This is a genomic window from Pseudomonas brassicacearum, assembly GCF_918698105.1.
Taxonomy (GTDB): Bacteria; Pseudomonadota; Gammaproteobacteria; order Pseudomonadales; family Pseudomonadaceae; genus Aquipseudomonas; species Aquipseudomonas brassicacearum_F.
This window is the reverse complement of sequence record NZ_CAKKMI010000019.1, coordinates 51336-66946: the sequence shown is the minus strand read 5'-3', so window position 1 is coordinate 66946 and position 15611 is coordinate 51336. Positions and strand designations below refer to the sequence as shown.

General features: G+C 61.0%; 13 protein-coding genes. 9 read left to right on the top strand and 4 right to left on the bottom strand.

Going from position 1 to position 15611, the window contains the following annotated elements; all coding sequences use genetic code 11:
• Positions 1-159: 159 nt before the first annotated feature.
• From LQ215_RS10150 to LQ215_RS10125, 6 genes are all read left to right on the top strand, one after another.
• A complete protein-coding gene (locus tag LQ215_RS10150) occupies positions 160-819 on the top strand; it encodes a ribonuclease T2 (RefSeq protein WP_230149384.1) in 660 nt (219 codons plus the stop codon).
• A gap of 190 nt (positions 820-1009) precedes the next feature.
• Entirely contained in the window at positions 1010-2581 is a 1572-nt protein-coding gene (locus LQ215_RS10145) for a sensor domain-containing diguanylate cyclase (protein ID WP_230149382.1), read from the top strand.
• Positions 2582-2787: 206 nt separating this feature from the next.
• Positions 2788-5364, top strand: a complete 2577-nt coding sequence (locus tag LQ215_RS10140) for a bifunctional diguanylate cyclase/phosphodiesterase (protein WP_230149380.1) — start codon at positions 2788-2790, stop codon at positions 5362-5364.
• A 69-nt stretch (positions 5365-5433) separates the two neighbouring features.
• A complete protein-coding gene (gene xth, locus LQ215_RS10135; RefSeq protein ID WP_230149378.1) occupies positions 5434-6228 on the top strand; it encodes an exodeoxyribonuclease III in 795 nt (264 codons plus the stop codon).
• Between the two features lie 116 nt (positions 6229-6344).
• Positions 6345-7169, top strand: a complete 825-nt coding sequence (locus LQ215_RS10130; protein ID WP_230149376.1) for an arylamine N-acetyltransferase family protein — start codon at positions 6345-6347, stop codon at positions 7167-7169.
• A 124-nt stretch (positions 7170-7293) separates the two neighbouring features.
• Positions 7294-8814, top strand: a complete 1521-nt coding sequence (locus LQ215_RS10125) for a nucleobase:cation symporter-2 family protein (protein WP_230149374.1) — start codon at positions 7294-7296, stop codon at positions 8812-8814.
• A 212-nt stretch (positions 8815-9026) separates the two neighbouring features.
• Here the strand turns inward: LQ215_RS10125 and LQ215_RS10120 are convergent, their stop codons facing one another.
• Complete coding sequence (locus LQ215_RS10120; protein WP_003199833.1) at positions 9027-9380, bottom strand: hypothetical protein; 354 nt, start codon at positions 9378-9380, stop codon at positions 9027-9029.
• Positions 9381-9641: 261 nt separating this feature from the next.
• Between LQ215_RS10120 and LQ215_RS10115 the strand changes: the two genes are divergently transcribed.
• Entirely contained in the window at positions 9642-10463 is an 822-nt protein-coding gene (locus tag LQ215_RS10115) for a shikimate 5-dehydrogenase (RefSeq protein WP_230149372.1), read from the top strand.
• A gap of 6 nt (positions 10464-10469) precedes the next feature.
• On the opposite strand, the gene LQ215_RS10110 is transcribed toward LQ215_RS10115, so the two are convergent.
• Positions 10470-11117 (bottom strand): YceH family protein, encoded by a 648-nt coding sequence (locus tag LQ215_RS10110; protein ID WP_230149370.1) that lies wholly within the window; start codon positions 11115-11117, stop codon positions 10470-10472.
• Between the two features lie 130 nt (positions 11118-11247).
• Here LQ215_RS10110 and LQ215_RS10105 point away from each other — a divergent pair, with 130 nt between their 5' ends.
• Entirely contained in the window at positions 11248-11757 is a 510-nt protein-coding gene (locus tag LQ215_RS10105; protein WP_057452352.1) for a DUF1993 domain-containing protein, read from the top strand.
• Positions 11758-11966: 209 nt separating this feature from the next.
• Here LQ215_RS10105 and sstT read toward each other — a convergent pair whose 3' ends face one another.
• Positions 11967-13199, bottom strand: coding sequence for a serine/threonine transporter SstT (sstT, locus tag LQ215_RS10100; protein WP_230149368.1), 1233 nt, complete (start codon positions 13197-13199; stop codon positions 11967-11969).
• 282 nt (positions 13200-13481) lie between these two features.
• On the opposite strand from sstT, the gene LQ215_RS10095 reads away from it, so the two are divergent.
• The gene (locus tag LQ215_RS10095; protein WP_230149366.1) at positions 13482-14633 is read left to right on the top strand and encodes an MFS transporter; all 1152 of its coding nucleotides are present in this window, start codon (positions 13482-13484) and stop codon (positions 14631-14633) included.
• Here the strand turns inward: LQ215_RS10095 and nhaR are convergent.
• A complete protein-coding gene (gene nhaR, locus LQ215_RS10090; protein ID WP_230149365.1) occupies positions 14630-15526 on the bottom strand; it encodes a transcriptional activator NhaR in 897 nt (298 codons plus the stop codon). The two genes, LQ215_RS10095 and nhaR, sit on opposite strands and share 4 nt — an antisense overlap.
• Positions 15527-15611: the final 85 nt, after the last annotated feature.

Sequence of the window (15611 nt, the reverse complement as noted above, 5' to 3'; positions counted from 1 at the left end):
AGTCAAAGGCGCTCTACGTTATGAGGCGTTACGCAATTTAGATAGCCCCCGACAAGGTTTGCTTGTAAAAAACAGCCCTTCAGGGATTTGGCACACAAGGTTGAAACAATCATCGCCCGATCATCGCGCTTTCGCACAATCGCCCCAAGGAGTGGGTCAATGAAACAACGTCTTGCCATTGTCGTACTGATCGTACTGACACTGGGTTACATGGGCGCGGCCAATGCCCGCGAATCCGGCAACGCACGGACGCAATCCGTGACCGGGGTGTTCGATTACTACCTGCTGGCGCTGTCCTGGTCACCGACGTTCTGCCTGACTCACCAGAAGGATGCGCAGTGTTCCGGCAAGGGCTACGGCTTTGTGCTCCATGGCCTCTGGCCGCAATACACCCGGGGCGGCTGGCCGCAATCCTGTGCGCCCCAGGTGCCGTTGACGACGGCGGAGCAGGAGAAGGGCCTGACCTTGTTTCCCACTCGCAAGTTGATGGCGCATGAATGGTCCAAGCACGGAACGTGCAGTGGCCTGGGTGCCATGGGCTACCTGGAGGTTGCCGACAAAGCCGTGGGCGCGGTGAAAATCCCACCGCAGCTGCAACCGTTCAATTCCTCCTATTATTTTGAGGCAGATGAAATCGTCCGGCTGTTCCGCCAAAGCAATCCAGGCATCGCGCCTGACGGCATTGCGGTGATTTGCAGCGGGCCGCAACTGTCGGAAGTGCGCGTGTGCATGGACAAGGACTTGGCGTTCGCCGCGTGCGGCAGGGGCGTCAGGACACAATGCCGGGCCGGGGAGATCCGGGTGCCGCCGGTACGGTGAGCCCACGGGAATTTCAGCGTTCTGAAGAGGACATTTTTATCGGCTGGCAGGCGGGTTTTTGGATCCACTGCAGCCACCTATCGGCTCTGCTGCACAGGCAAATTGCCGCCTCACAAGCGGTAGGCTAAGCTCACGAATATTAGGGGCTTTGAGCGAATTCGCTCATGTTTTGCCCCCTTCAGGAATTCGCTTGCCTATCCCTATTTTCGATCCTTTCCATAGCCCTGGCGGTGCCTTGAAACGCCTGCCGTTGCTCAAAGCGGCGGTTACGTTTATCGCGGCGGTGTGCCTGTGCCTGTGTGGTTTGCTGTACCTGCAACTGGAGCAGTCGCGTCGCCACGACCTGGAGTCGGCCCGCGTCGCTTCGGCGACCCTTACCCGGGCCATGGCCCAGCAGGCCCAGGACACCTTCCTCCAGGCTGATCTGGTGTTGGCCAGTCTGGCAGATTGGATCCAAATCGATGGCTATGGCCCCACCGTACAGCCACGCTTGCAGCAAACCTTTGCCCGACGTGTGCAATCGCTTGAGCAATTGCATGGCCTGTTCCTGTTCGACAAGCACGGTCACTGGGTGGTGACCTCTTTTGACAACCTGCACCGGGGCGCAGGGGTGGCGGATCGGGAGTATTTTGCCTTTCACCAACAGAATGCTTCCTTGGTCGCTCATATCGGCCCGGCGATCCGCAGCCGGCAGAACGGCGAATGGATCATTCCCGTTTCCCGGCGCTTGAACGATCAGGATGGCAACTTCCAAGGCGTGTTGATGGCCGGCATCAAAATGTCGTACTTCGACCGATTCTTCAAAAGCTTCAGCCTGGATGAGCAAGGCGAGATGGCCCTGGCTTTGTCTGACGGGACACTCCTGGCCCATCGTCCCTTCGATGAGGGGCGGATCGGCCACCCGTTGGCCCAGGAAAGTATTTACAACCATGCCTTGGCCGACGGGATGTCTGGCGATGCACTCATCCGTTCGGCCATCGACGGTGTCGTCAGGCTGTATGGGCACCAGCATCTACAGGCTTATCCGCTGGTGGTCACTGCCGCGATGTCTGAAGGCGCGATCCTGTCGGGGTGGCATGACAGGGCTTTTCAATCCAGTCTCATCGTCGGCCTGGTGGTGCTGGGCATTTGCTTGTTCGGCTGGGTATTCGTGCGCCAGGTACGTACCAGCGAACGGATCGAGGCGGACTTGCGCAAGGCTCAGGAAGCGTTGGAGCTGATTGCCACCCATGACAGCCTCACCGGGCTGGCGAACCGGCGCCTGTTCGAACGGGCCCTGGACATCGAGTTCGGCCGGGGTGCCCGTCAGCGTAGCCCCTTGAGCCTGATCATGCTCGACATCGATTTCTTCAAGCGCTACAACGACGCCTATGGACATGTGGCAGGCGATCATTGCCTGGCGGAAGTGGCCAAGGTGCTCAAGGACTGTTGCCATCGCAAGGCCGACCTGGCGGTGCGTTACGGCGGCGAAGAGTTTGCGGTCCTGTTGCCCGACACCAATCTTTCGGGCGCCATGGCGTTGGCCGAGCAGATCCGCCGCAGCGTCATCGACAAGCACCTCACCCATTCCGGTTCCCCGACCGGCTATCTCACGGTGAGCCTGGGCTGCTATTCCTTTGTGCCCAGCAGCCTGGACAGCGTCGAAGTCTTCATCCAGCGGGCCGATGCGGCGCTTTACCAGGCCAAGCACAGCGGGCGTAACCGTGTGGGGGTGTTATCGACGGAAGGTGCGCTCGATACGCTGGCGCGCTCGGATCGTTGAGATCGGTTGGAATCATCGGCAACGTGCCACGGTCCATTGTTCAGACACTGCGCTGGCGGCATACACGAGGTGCGTAGGTTCTTTCGCAAAAAGCCGTGGGCTCGCCAACCGAACAGGTTGCGGGTGCTAAGGTTGGGAACACGACTGGCTCTGGATCTCATCGTTCTCGACACCGAAGCCAGCGTTGACAGGATAGGAGCAGGTCAATGGATTCCGCTGCCGATAGCCCTTCGAACACTGCGCGTCACACACCGATTACCCGTCGCCTGGTCGTGGCGGTCGGGGCGCTGTTTGTCCTGGGCGTCCTGGTGGCGGTTGCCGCGTTGTTCAATATTGCGCAGAAGCTGGATGCGGAGGATGTGCGCAAGACGCATTTCTATATCGAGCGCGCCCTCGAGAACCGCACCACCGCCGCGAAAAACTACATTGCCAGTTACGCCTACTGGACCACGGCCTACGAGCGCCTCAACGGCGAGGTCGACGTGCAATGGGCCTACGCCGAACAGAACATGGGCAAGACCCTGTTCACCAATGATGAATACGAAGGTGTGTTTGTCATCGATCGGCAACGCACCAAATATGCCGTGGTGCGCGGTCGTAATGTCCAAGGTGATGCCGCGGTTTATATGAACGCGTCGCTGACGGACCTGGTTGACCAGCTCCAGGCGCAGCCCGACCTGACGATGTCCATGACCCGCTACACCTTGTTCGAGGGCTGGCCGGCCATCGTCACGGCTTCGGTGATTCTGCCCAACGACGAACGACCCCAGGTCGAGTCCAAAGGCACCTCGGTCTTGCTGTTCGTCGACCAACTGACGCCCGTCAAGCTGCGCAAGCTGGGCCGCAATTATGGCCTCACCGACTTGAACCTCAAGATAGACACCGAGCTTGAGCCCGGCCAACCGGCCGTGCCGCTGGACAGTACCGGCTTCAGCCTGGTGTCCCGCCTGGAGCGACCGGGCCAGCAATTGCTCTGGTCCCTGGTGCCGCCGTTGGGGGGCGCATTGCTCATTCTGGCACTGCTGACGGCCTACTTTTCTCGCTATGCGTTGCGCACGGCACGGCATGTGGACGCCAGTTACGACAGCCTGGAACAGTCGGCGCATGCCCTGGAGGCCAGCGAAGAGCGCTTCCGCGCCGTGGCCGAGGCGGCTTCCGACTGGATCTGGGAAATCGACGGGCAGCAACGCATCACTTATCTGTCGGGGCGTTTCAATACGGTCACCGGGTTTTCCGACCAGCAATGGCTGGGGCAGGACATCGAGCAACTGCTGTATTGCGACACCACGCCGATTGCCCTCTGGCTGGGCAAATTGACGGAGGAACAGAACGCCAGCAACTTGCGCTGTTCCTACCGCGATCATTCCGGGCAATTGCGTTTCTGCCGTGTATCGGCACGGCCGATCTACAACAAGACCGAGGTGGTGGGCTATCGCGGTACCGCCAGCGACATCACCGATGAAGTGGCGGCCCATGCCCAGGTCCAACATCTGTCGATGCACGATGCGCTGACCGGGCTGCCGAACCGTAACAAGCTGGCGCGGTACCTCGATGATGCGCTGGTGGCCAAGGAGCATTCCGCACCGCTGACCTTGCTGATGGTCGACCTGGACAACTTCAAGCCGATCAACGACTCCCTCGGCCACCCGGCCGGCGACGCGGTGTTGCTGGAAGTGGCCCAGCGCCTGCGCGACTGCACCCGCGAGCAGGACCTGGTGGCGCGCCTGGGAGGGGACGAGTTCGTGGTGGTGCTCAACGGGATGGAGCACATCACTGAGATCGATCGATTCTGTGAGCGGTTGATCGACAGCCTGCAGCAGCCAATCTTCTACGAAACCCATTCGTTGCACATCGGCGCGAGCATTGGCATCGCTGTCAGCCGTCGCCAGGGTTATGTACCCGGAGAACTGATCCGCTGCGCCGACATTGCCTTGTACCAGGCCAAGTCCGAGGGCAAGAAAACCTGGTGCTATTTCGCCTCGCAGATGAACGATCAGATCCAGCATCGTCGCCAACTGGAAAGCGACCTGCGCCAGGCTGTGAAGAAGAACGAATTCGTCCTGCATTTCCAGCCGCGCTACACCGTCGATGGTCGCGAGATCGTGGCGGTCGAGGCGTTGATTCGCTGGCAGCATCCGGCCCAAGGCTTGTTGAGCCCCGACGCCTTCATCCCATTGGCCGAGCAAACCGACCTGATTGTCCCGCTTTCGCGATGGGTATTGCGCGAGGCCTGCGAAACCGCACTGACCTGGCCGGGCGATTTGATGGTCTCGGTGAACCTGTCACCGGCGCAGTTCGAGCGCAGCGATGTGGTGGAGGATGTACGGCAGGTATTGATCGAAACCCGTTTCCCAGCGAGTCGCCTGGAACTGGAGATCACTGAAAACGTGATGCTCAATGACGTTGATGGCGCCCTGCAGGTCATGAATGCCCTGAAGGAACTGGGCGTGCGCTTGAACATGGACGATTTCGGTACCGGTTATTCGTCCCTCGGTTATCTGCGCACCTATCCATTCGATGGCATCAAGATCGACAAGCGCTTCATTGCTTCCATGAGCAACAGCAGCAACGACCGCGCGGTGGTGCAGGCGATCATCAACCTGGGCAAGGCCATGGGGCTGACGGTGACGGCCGAGGGCGTGGAAACCCAGGCCCAGCTCGGCTCACTGGGATCGGACCAATGCCACGAAGTGCAGGGTTATTTCCTCAGCCGGCCGATCGACAAGCAAGCCTTTGCACACTTGTTGGAAAAAGGCCCGCCGTTGTCGAAAACGGGTTCCTGAAAACCTGTTGCAACCACCCAGCGTGGTTGTCGGTCACAACTGTGACTTGGCCTTTCGAGTTCTGGTGCTATGAAAAACCTTCGGATCGCGACTTTCAACATCAATGGCATCCGGGCCCGGCTGCCCAACCTGCTGGAATGGCTGGAGCGGGAAAAACCCGACATTGCCTGTTTGCAGGAGCTCAAGGCCGTGGACAAGGATTTTCCAGCGGCGGAGCTGGAGTCGGTGGGATACGGGTCGATCTGGCATGGGCAGGCGTCCTGGAACGGTGTCGCGATCCTGGCCCGTGACGCGCAGCCGCTGGAGAGCCGCCGAGGCCTGCCCGGCGGGGATGACGACAGTCACAGTCGCTATCTGGAGGCAGCGGTGCATGGCGTGCTGGTGGGCTGCCTGTACCTGCCCAACGGCAATCCGCAACCGGGTCCGAAGTTCGACTACAAGCTGGCGTGGTTCGAACGGCTCATCGAATACGCCCAGGGGTTACAGGCCAGTGATCATCCCGTGGTGCTGGCCGGTGACTACAATGTGGTGCCCACCGACATGGACATCTACAACCCGCGCTCCTGGCTCAAGGATGCGCTGTTGCAGCCGGAAAGCCGCGCGTGCTACCAGCGACTGCTGGACCAGGGCTGGACCGATTCGTTGCGCCACCTGTATCCGGAGGAGCGGATCTACACGTTCTGGGATTATTTTCGCCAGCACTGGCAGAAAAACTCCGGGCTGCGCATCGATCACCTGCTGCTCAACCCGGCGGCCAGTGCTTACCTGAGCGACGCCGGCGTGGACGCCTGGGTCCGGAATCAACCCCACCCCAGCGATCATGCGCCCACCTGGATCCGGCTGGCGTCACGCAAGCGGCGGTGACCAGGCGAGGCATCCCGGTCGATTGTTGTCTCTGTGAGGGGAATGCCTTATATCTGGCGGCAATAGCCGTGCGCTTGTCGTGAGCGCAGCGCCGACCCTGGAAAAGGACACCCCTCATGAGTCATCCCCAACTGAGCGACACGGCCCGCTATCTGCGGCGCCTGGGTTTCGACGCCCCCCCAACGCCGACCCTCGACACGTTGCGCCAACTGCAACAGCGCCATACCGCCGAATTCCCTTTTGAAACCCTGTCGACGTTGCTGCGTCAACCCGTGCCCATCGACCTTGAATCGGTTGAGCGAAAAATCTTCGAACAAGGGCGCGGCGGCTATTGCTATGAACTCAACCAATTGTTCCTGGCGTTGTTGCAGGAACTGGGTTTCGACGCCCGCGGCATCACCGGGCGCGTGGTGATGAACGCACCTGAAGGCTCTTGGGCTGCCCGGACCCACCGGCTGAGCCTGGTGACGTTCGACGGCGTGCGCTACATCACCGACGTCGGCTTTGGTGGCATGGTGCCCACTGCGCCGTTGCTGCTGGACAGCCGTGAAGCGCAAGTCACGCCCCATGAGCCGTACCGCATCGAGACTCATGCGGACGGCTACCTGTTGCGCGCCAACGTCGCCGACGAATGGCGGCCGATGTACCTGTTCGATCTGCAACGCCAGGAAGACATCGACTTCACCCTCGGCAATTGGTACGTCTGCAGCCACCCGGAGTCCCCGTTCATGGGGCGATTGATGGTCGCCCGCACCGGTGATGGGCTGCGCAAGACCTTGAACGGCAACAGCTATGCGCTGCACCGGATGGGGCAGGAGAGCGAGCGCCGGTCGATCGTCGATGCCGATGAACTGATCGACTTGCTGGAACAAGAGTTTGGCCTGCGCGTACCGCCGCGCGAGCTGTTGCGGCCGGCGATCGTGGGGTTGCTCCAGCCATAAAAGATGGTTGGCCGGGGGGAGCCTGTTCCTGCGTTTGGCAACAAGTTGTATACAACTCTATGGACATTTGTCCTGAGTTTTGAATACAGTGTGCCCATAACAAAAAACAGGGAATTCCCGAACCATGAAAACGCCCCATGTTTCACTCCCACGGCCCGAGGACGAAAACCTTGGCGTCGGCGCGAATATGGCTTACGGCCTGCAACATGTGTTGACCATGTACGGTGGCATCGTCGCCGTGCCGTTGATCATCGGCCAGGCGGCCGGGCTTTCGCCGGCGGACATCGGTCTGTTGATTGCCGCGTCATTGTTCGCGGGGGGCCTGGCAACGTTGTTGCAAACCCTCGGCCTGCCATTTTTTGGCTGCCAGCTGCCCTTGGTGCAGGGCGTATCGTTTTCGGGCGTCGCGACCATGGTGGCGATTGTCGGCAGCGGCGGGGAGGGCGGCTTTCAAGCCATCTTCGGCGCGGTGGTCGCCGCGTCCTTGATCGGTTTGCTGATTACCCCGGTGTTTTCTCGCATCACCCGGTTCTTTCCGCCATTGGTCACCGGCATTGTGATCACCACCATCGGCCTGACCCTGATGCCGGTGGCGGCGCGCTGGGCCATGGGCGGCAACAGCCATGCCGCTGATTTCGGCAGCATGGCCAACATCGGCCTGGCCGCGGTGACCCTGGTGCTGGTGCTGTTGCTGAGCAAAATGGGCAGCGCGACCATCTCGCGGTTGTCGATTCTGTTGGCGATGGTCATTGGTACCGTCATCGCCGTGTTCCTCGGCATGGCGGACTTTTCATCGGTGAGCCAGGGCCCGATGTTCGGCTTCCCGACTCCGTTCCATTTCGGCATGCCGACTTTCCACATCGCCGCGATCCTGTCGATGTGCATCGTGATCATGGTGACCCTGGTGGAAACCTCCGCCGACATCCTGGCGGTGGGCGAGATCATTGACACCAAGGTCGACTCCAGGCGCCTGGGCAACGGCTTGCGGGCCGACATGCTGTCGAGCATGATCGCGCCGATCTTCGGTTCCTTCACCCAGAGTGCCTTTGCGCAGAACGTCGGGCTGGTGGCGGTGACCGGGATCAAGAGCCGTTTCGTGGTGGCGACCGGCGGGGTGTTCCTGGTGGTGCTCGGCCTGCTGCCGTTCATGGGCCGGGTGATCGCCGCCGTGCCGACCTCGGTGCTGGGCGGTGCCGGTATCGTGTTGTTCGGCACGGTGGCTGCCAGTGGCATCCGCACGCTATCCAAAGTCGACTACCGCAACAACGTCAACCTGATCATCGTCGCCACGTCCATTGGTTTTGGCATGATTCCCATCGCTGCACCGAATTTCTACGACCATTTCCCGAGCTGGTTCGCGACCATCTTCCATTCGGGTATCAGTTCTTCGGCAATCATGGCGATCGCGCTGAACCTGGCGTTCAACCACTTCACCGCAGGTAACTCCGACCAGCAATCGGTTTTTGCCGCCGGCACCGAGCGGGTGTTGCGCTACCAGGACCTGGCGGCGCTGCGTGAAGGTGATTACTTCAGCGATGGCAAGCTGCACGACTGCGATGGCAATGAGATTCCCGTGGTGCCTGAGCCTGTCCACGGGGCGGCGGAGCATGCGCCGATCCGTCTGAAAAGCAGTGAGCACGTCTGACACATACACTGTGGCGAGGGGATTTATCCCCGCTGGGGCGCGAAGCGGCCCTAAATGCCGACAACCCAGTGCGTCAGACAGGTTAAGTACTGCTTAGGGGCTGCTGCGCAGCCCAGCGGGGATAAATCCCCTCGCCACAGAGGTTATTCAGCGAACATGAAAAAGCCTGTGATCATTGATCACAGGCTTTTTTGTGCCACCTGGGAGGCTGATTACCAGCGACCGTAATGCCCCCGGGGTGGGCCGTAGTAATAGCCCCGTGGTGGCCCGTAATACACCGGCGCTGGGCGATAGTAGATCGGTTGCTCCACATACACCGGCTGTGGCTGGTAGTAGACCGGCGGTGGTTGCTGCACATAGACCGGCTGCGGTTGGTAGTAGACCGGTTGTTGCTGCACATACACCGGCCGATCACGGTTGATGAGGGCCGAGCCAACGATGGCCGAACCGACGATGGCACCAAAAACGGCGGGCCCCTCCCAACCACCACGACCGTGGGCGGATGCCTGGCCGGTGACCGCGAGTGCCCCCATGAGCAGGGCGATGATGGGAAGTCTACGATTCATGGCTGTTCCTCGTTTCGGCCCCGGCGCCTGTGGTCTGCAACAGACCCGATGAGGGTCGCGGGGATACTTGCTCTGACAACGATTTTCTCAGGATTTGCGGCGCCGTTGGGTAAATATTGTGTAAGGTCTGTAGCGCTTTTCTTTACCGCGCCGCGTTATCCAGCGGCCTGAGATCGGGCCGGGCCTGGCGGTATCATCATCGAATAAACCTTTCGCAGCGGTGATTCCGTCTGTCCGAAAGTGAATCGCAAGGAGACACGCATGCAGATCAATCCCAACAAAGACACCCAACTGTGCATGTCGCTATCGGGGCGTCCCGGCAACTTCGGCCTGCGCTTTCATAATCACCTGTATGAACAATTGGGCCTGAATTTCTATTACAAGGCGTTCAGCAGCCAGGACCTGCCTGGCGCCGTGGGCGGTATCCGTGCCCTGGGGATTCGTGGATGCGGCGTGTCGATGCCGTTCAAGGAAGCGTGCATTGCCCTGGTGGATGAGCTGGATCCTTCCGCCGCGGCGATCCAGTCCATCAACACCATCGTCAACACCAACGGCCATCTGAAGGCCTACAACACCGACTACATCGCTATTGCCCAGTTGTTGCAAAGCCACACGGTGCCCAAGGATTCGACCTTTGCCTTGCGCGGCAGCGGCGGCATGGCCAAGGCTGTGGCCAGCGCCTTGCGCGATGGGGGTTACAAGAACGGGCTGATCGTTGCCCGCAATGAAGCCGCCGGGCGAGCCTTGGCCGAGTCCCTGGGGTATGAATGGCAAGCTGAGCTGGGTAGCCGCCGGCCACAGATGCTGATCAACGTCACGCCGATCGGCATGACTGGCGGCCCGGAAGCCGACCAGTTGGCGTTCGAGCCCGAGACCATCGTCGCGGCCGAGACCGTGTTCGATGTCGTGGCGATTCCGTCGGAAACGCCACTGATCGTGCGCGCCCGGGCCGAAGGCAAGCGGGTCATCACCGGGCTGGAAGTCATTGCGATCCAGGCCCTGGAACAGTTCGTGCTGTACACCGGCGTACGGCCCAACCTGGAGCAATTTGAAAAAGCCGTGGCCTTCGCCCGGTCGGCGTAGGCGCTGCTATTCGAGCCGCGCCAGACGTTCTTCCAGGGCCGCGATCCGGGCTTCGAGTTCTTCGATGCGCTCCACCGAGACAGCGCCGCCGGCACCACGCTCCGCCGGGTGCTGGCGGGCGGCGAGAATCGCTTCGATGTCCGCCGGATCGCCCATGGCGTGCACATAGCGGTCCTCGCGCTGGCCGGCCTGGCGTGGCACCAGCAGCGCCAGCCCACGGGCGATCAGGCGTTCAAGCTGGTGCACGACTTGTTCGGCGTCTTCGAAGTCGTGCATCCGCCCGCTGCGGGTCAGTAGCTCATTGACGGTTTGCGGGCCACGCAGGAACAGCAAACCCATCAGGATCACCTGGGCTGGTACCAGCTCCAGAGCTTTGTCGACCCGATGTTCCCAGCGGTCGGCGCGGCTGCCCATCACCAGTTTGGTAAAGCCGCGACCTTCCAGTGCCCGCAGGCTCTGGCCGACCTGGCCCGGATTGAGGTTCATCACCGGTTCGCGGCTGGTTTTCTGGTTGCAGGCCAGGACCAGGGCGTTGAGCGTCAGCGGGTAGGTCTCGGGGTTGGTGGCCTGCTTCTCGACCAGCGCGCCGAGGATGCGGATTTCCGTGCTATTGAGCCGTGGTTCTTCAGCCTGGCGTTGTTCTTCGATGCTCATCGCGCGTTCCCTATGCTGTGGAAGCCGCCTAGCCTAATCCTTGCGCAATAAAAGACAAGCCGTGCAACAAGCCGTGGCTATAATCGCAGCCGTTTGATTCATTCTTTCCTGCCACCTGCATGAGATCGCCATGACTATTTCCCTGTACGCCGCTTCCGTCCCGGTTTTCAAGCAGATGCTCAACGCGTTGAGCGACGTTCTGAACAAGGCCGAAGCCCACGCCACCGCGAAGAACATCGACCCGAATGCCTTCCTGCAAGCCCGCCTGTACCCGGACATGTTCCCGCTGGTGCGCCAGGTGCAGATCGCGGTGGACTTCGCCAAAGGTGTATCCGCACGCCTGGCCGAGATCGAAGTGCCGAAGTATGACGACAGCGAGACCACGTTCGCCGAGCTGCAAGCCTTGATCGCCAAGGTCTTGGCCTTCATCGACGGCATCCGCCCCGAGCAGATCGATGGCAAGGAAGGCATCGAAATCGTTACCCGTCCGGGCACGCCGAAAGAAAAGCGCTTCAGCGGCCAGAACTACTTGCTGACCTATGGCCTGCCGCAGTTCTTCTTCCACGTGACCACCACCTACGCCTTGCTGCGCCACAATGGCGTGGAAGTGGGCAAGCGCGACTACATGGGCGCGTTCTAACCCCACAGCCATGAAAAGCCCGGGACGGTGTGGGCCGTTCCCGGGCTTTTTTGTGGCTGTCTGGCATATCCTCGGCGGATGTGCCGCCGCTATCGCGAGCAAGCTCGCTCCCACAGGGGGCAGTGGCGCTCACACAATAGCTGCTACACAACACATCCCCTGTGGGAGCGAGCTTGCTCGCGATAGGGACCGAACAGCCACCGCAACTGTTAGGCCGTACGCGCGAGCTTCTCTTCCTCTCCCAGGCACGCCGCCGCCGTGAACAGCACATCCGTAGACGAGTTCAACGCCGTCTCCGCCGAGTCCTGCAGGACACCAATGATGAAACCCACCGCGACCACTTGCATGGCGATTTCGCTGGGAATGCCAAACAGGCTGCACGCCAGGGGAATCAGCAACAGCGAACCGCCGGCTACCCCGGATGCGCCGCACGCGCAAATCGCCGCGACAACGCTCAGCAGCACGGCCGTTGGCATATCCACTGCGATACCCAAGGTATGCACGGCCGCCAGGGTCAGCACGGTGATGGTAATGGCGGCGCCCGCCATGTTGATGGTCGCGCCCAGTGGGATCGACACCGAATAGGTGTCTTCGTGCAGGCCCAGGCGTTTGCTCAGTTCCAGGTTCACCGGAATATTCGCCGCCGAGCTGCGCGTGAAAAACGCTGTGATGCCACTTTCGCGCAGGCAGGTGAACACCAGCGGATAAGGATTGCGACGCAGTTTCCAGAACACGATGAGCGGGTTGACCACCAACGCCACGAACAGCATGCAGCCGATCAGTACGGTGAGCAGGTGCAGATAGCCGAGCAGGGCGCCGAAGCCGGAGGTGGCCAGCGTCGAGGCGACCAGCCCGAAGATCCCCAGCGGGGCGAAGCGGATTACCACGCGCACGATGACGGTCACGCCGTTGGACAGGTCTTCGAGCACGGTGCGGGTGGTCTGGCCGGCATGACGAATGGCGATGCCCATGCCGATGGCCCAGGCCAGGATGCCGATGAAATTGCCGTTGAGCAGGGCTCGGACCGGGTTGTCCACCACGCTCAGCAACAGGCTTTGCAGCACCTCGCTGATGCCACCGGGCGCCGTGACCGCGACGTCTTGGGTCGACAGCACGAGGCTGGACGGAAACAGCGTACTGGCGACCACTGCGACCACCGCTGCGGCGAAAGTGCCCAGCAGATAGAGGAACAGAATCGGCCGGATATGGGTTTCCTGGCCATGCTTGTGGTTGGCGATCGAGGCCATGACCAGCACGAACACCAAGATTGGCGCCACGGCCTTGAGCGCGGACACGAAGACCTTGCCGATGAATTCGGTGGACTTGGCCAAGTCGGGCGCCAGCCACGCCAGGACGATACCGGCGATCAGACCGATGATGATTTGCGTCACCAGGCTGGTGCGTTTGAGGCGTTGCATGGGGGTAACGGACGAAGCTGTCATAGCGGCATCTCTGATTTTATTGTGTGCGACGGTCGACGAGTCAGGGCAACAAGCGGGCAGGCCACATGAGCGGACCGTGAGAAAAGTACGGCGTTTGCAGGCCGCGGACTTTATCACAGCCCGATGAAAAATCTGACGGACCTGTGACGATCCGTCACTCGGGTGTTCAAGCGCGTTTTGTCTGGTGGACGCATTCTGTTAGGCTTTGCCTTCATCACCTTTCCATATCCGCCAGCGAGCCTTCGGGCTGACGCTGGTGTCGTCGTTTCGCTGGAGTTCTACATGTTGTTACCCATTTTCCTGTTGTCGGCCGCCGGTTTTACGGTGCTGACCACGGAATTCGTCATCGTTGGCCTGTTGCCCTCCATCGCTCGCGACTTGGACGTCAGCATCCCCCAGGCTGGGCTGCTGGTGACGTTGTTCGCGTTTACGGTGGCGGCGTTCGGGCCGTTCCTGACCGCCTGGTTCGCCCGTTTTGAACGGCGCAAGTTGTTTATCAGCGTGCTGGTGATGTTCGGCCTGGCCAACATGCTCGCCACAGTCGCCCCCAACATCTGGGTGATGGCCATTGCGCGATTGATTCCGGCCCTGGGCCTGCCGGTGTTCTGGGCGCTGGCCAGTGAAACGGCGGTGGACATTGTCGGGCCACAGCTGGCTGGGCGGGCCATCGCCCGGATCGGCTTTGGCATCGTCTGCGCCACGGTGTTCGGCATTCCCGTCGGCACGTTGATTTCCGATGCGTTTGGCTGGCGCAGTGCGTTCGCGATCCTGGCGGTCATCGCCTTCGCCAAGGCGTTGCTGCTGTTTATCTACTTGCCGAAAACCAACCTGCACCAGCATCAGGTGAGCTTTCGTTCGCAATTCAAGATCCTGCGCAGCCCGTTGATGCAAGGGCATGTGCTGTTGTCGATCCTGGTGTTCAGCGGCATGTTCACCGCCTACACCTATCTGGCGGACATCCTCGAACGCCTCGCCGGGTTCGATGGCACCCTGGTGGGCTGGTGCCTGATGGGCTTCGGCGCCGTCGGGCTGCTGGGAAATTCCCTGGGCGGCCGGGCGGTGGACCGGCATCCGTTGATCGCATCGATGGTCTTCTGCCTGTTCCTGATCGGCGGCATGGTGGCGTTGGTGCCAAGCATTCATTCGCCCCTTGCGCTGGCGGCGGCGATGGGCATCTGGGGCGTGACCCAGGCGGCCTTGTTCCTGGTCAGCCATGTACGGCTGATGAAGGCGGCCCCGCAGGCCCCGGCCTTTGCCGCATCGTTGAACATCGCCGGGGCCAACCTGGGGATTGGGCTGGGGGCGATGGTTGGTGGCCGGGTCATCGATACCCTGGGCCTGGGCAGTGTCGGGTTTGCGGCGGCCGGGTTCATCTTCGTATCGATCCTGCTGGCGTTGCTGCTGATGACCTTCAAACCCCGTGTCACCTGCTAAGCGCTGAATAATTCGCGACGTGCGCCTTCGGCAATTGCGACGATGCCGGGGTGGCTGACCTTGCGCTCCACGGAAATGGCGTAGAAGGATTCGCTCACCGCATCGGTCTGGCCGATCACTTCTACGCCGTACTGGCGCTTGACCTCTTCGGCGATCACGCTCGGGCCAATGAAAATCCCGCTGCCGGATTGGCCGAAGGCCTGCATCAATGCGCTGTCGTCGAATTCGCCGACGATGCGCGGCTGGATCTGTTGCTCGGCGAACCAGCGCTGCAAGCGGCTGCGCACGACCGTTTCCGGCCCGGGAATCAGCAGCGGAGCGTCATGCAGGCCACGGGGAAAATCCGACCCGTAACGTTCGGCCAGCGCGGCGGTGGCGAAAAAGCTGATCCCGCATTCCCCCAGTTTCTGGCTGTAGCCCTTGATGTCCAGGTGAGTCGGCATCGGGCTGTCGGAAATCACCAGGTCCAGACGCTGGATCGCCAGGTCCGCCAGCAGCCGTTCGAGCTTGTCCTCGCGACAGGTGATGCGCAGCGGCTCACTCAACTCCATGGTCGGCGCCAGCAGCCGGTAGACGATGGATTTGGGCACCACATCCGCCACCCCGACCCGAAACAGGGTTTGTTGCTCGTTGGGTTGGGCGCGCAGCATCAATTCCAGCTCACCGCCCAACTGGAACATGTGTTCGGCGTAGGGCAAGGTCTGGCGGCCGGCCTCGGTCAGTTCCAGCTGCCGTCCGACGCGACGAAACAGCTTGATGTTATAGGTCTGCTCGAAGAGGGAGATCTGCCCGCTGATGGTCTGTGGGGTCAGGTTCAACTGCTCGCAGGCGCGCACGATGCTGCCGGTTTTCGCCACCACCCAGAAGTAATGCAATTGTCGGTAATTGAGCATGGGTTCACGCGGATTCGTAAAAACCGAAGTATAACCGCTAAAAATACGAATTTTCCTGAAGTATTCGCCTCTCTAGAATGCCTGG

What these genes read in the sequence shown, in the direction of transcription:
- LQ215_RS10150 (WP_230149384.1), top strand. Translation starts at nt 160, where the DNA reads ATGAAACAACGTCTTGCCATTGTCGTACTGATCGTACTGACACTGGGT.
- LQ215_RS10140 (WP_230149380.1), top strand. Translation starts at nt 2,788, where the DNA reads ATGGATTCCGCTGCCGATAGCCCTTCGAACACTGCGCGTCACACACCG.
- xth (WP_230149378.1), top strand. Translation starts at nt 5,434, where the DNA reads ATGAAAAACCTTCGGATCGCGACTTTCAACATCAATGGCATCCGGGCC.
- LQ215_RS10130 (WP_230149376.1), top strand. Translation starts at nt 6,345, where the DNA reads ATGAGTCATCCCCAACTGAGCGACACGGCCCGCTATCTGCGGCGCCTG.
- LQ215_RS10125 (WP_230149374.1), top strand. Translation starts at nt 7,294, where the DNA reads ATGAAAACGCCCCATGTTTCACTCCCACGGCCCGAGGACGAAAACCTT.
- LQ215_RS10120 (WP_003199833.1), bottom strand. Translation starts at nt 9,380, where the DNA reads ATGAATCGTAGACTTCCCATCATCGCCCTGCTCATGGGGGCACTCGCG.
- LQ215_RS10115 (WP_230149372.1), top strand. Translation starts at nt 9,642, where the DNA reads ATGCAGATCAATCCCAACAAAGACACCCAACTGTGCATGTCGCTATCG.
- LQ215_RS10110 (WP_230149370.1), bottom strand. Translation starts at nt 11,117, where the DNA reads ATGAGCATCGAAGAACAACGCCAGGCTGAAGAACCACGGCTCAATAGC.
- LQ215_RS10105 (WP_057452352.1), top strand. Translation starts at nt 11,248, where the DNA reads ATGACTATTTCCCTGTACGCCGCTTCCGTCCCGGTTTTCAAGCAGATG.
- sstT (WP_230149368.1), bottom strand. Translation starts at nt 13,199, where the DNA reads ATGACAGCTTCGTCCGTTACCCCCATGCAACGCCTCAAACGCACCAGC.
- LQ215_RS10095 (WP_230149366.1), top strand. Translation starts at nt 13,482, where the DNA reads ATGTTGTTACCCATTTTCCTGTTGTCGGCCGCCGGTTTTACGGTGCTG.
- nhaR (WP_230149365.1), bottom strand. Translation starts at nt 15,526, where the DNA reads ATGCTCAATTACCGACAATTGCATTACTTCTGGGTGGTGGCGAAAACC.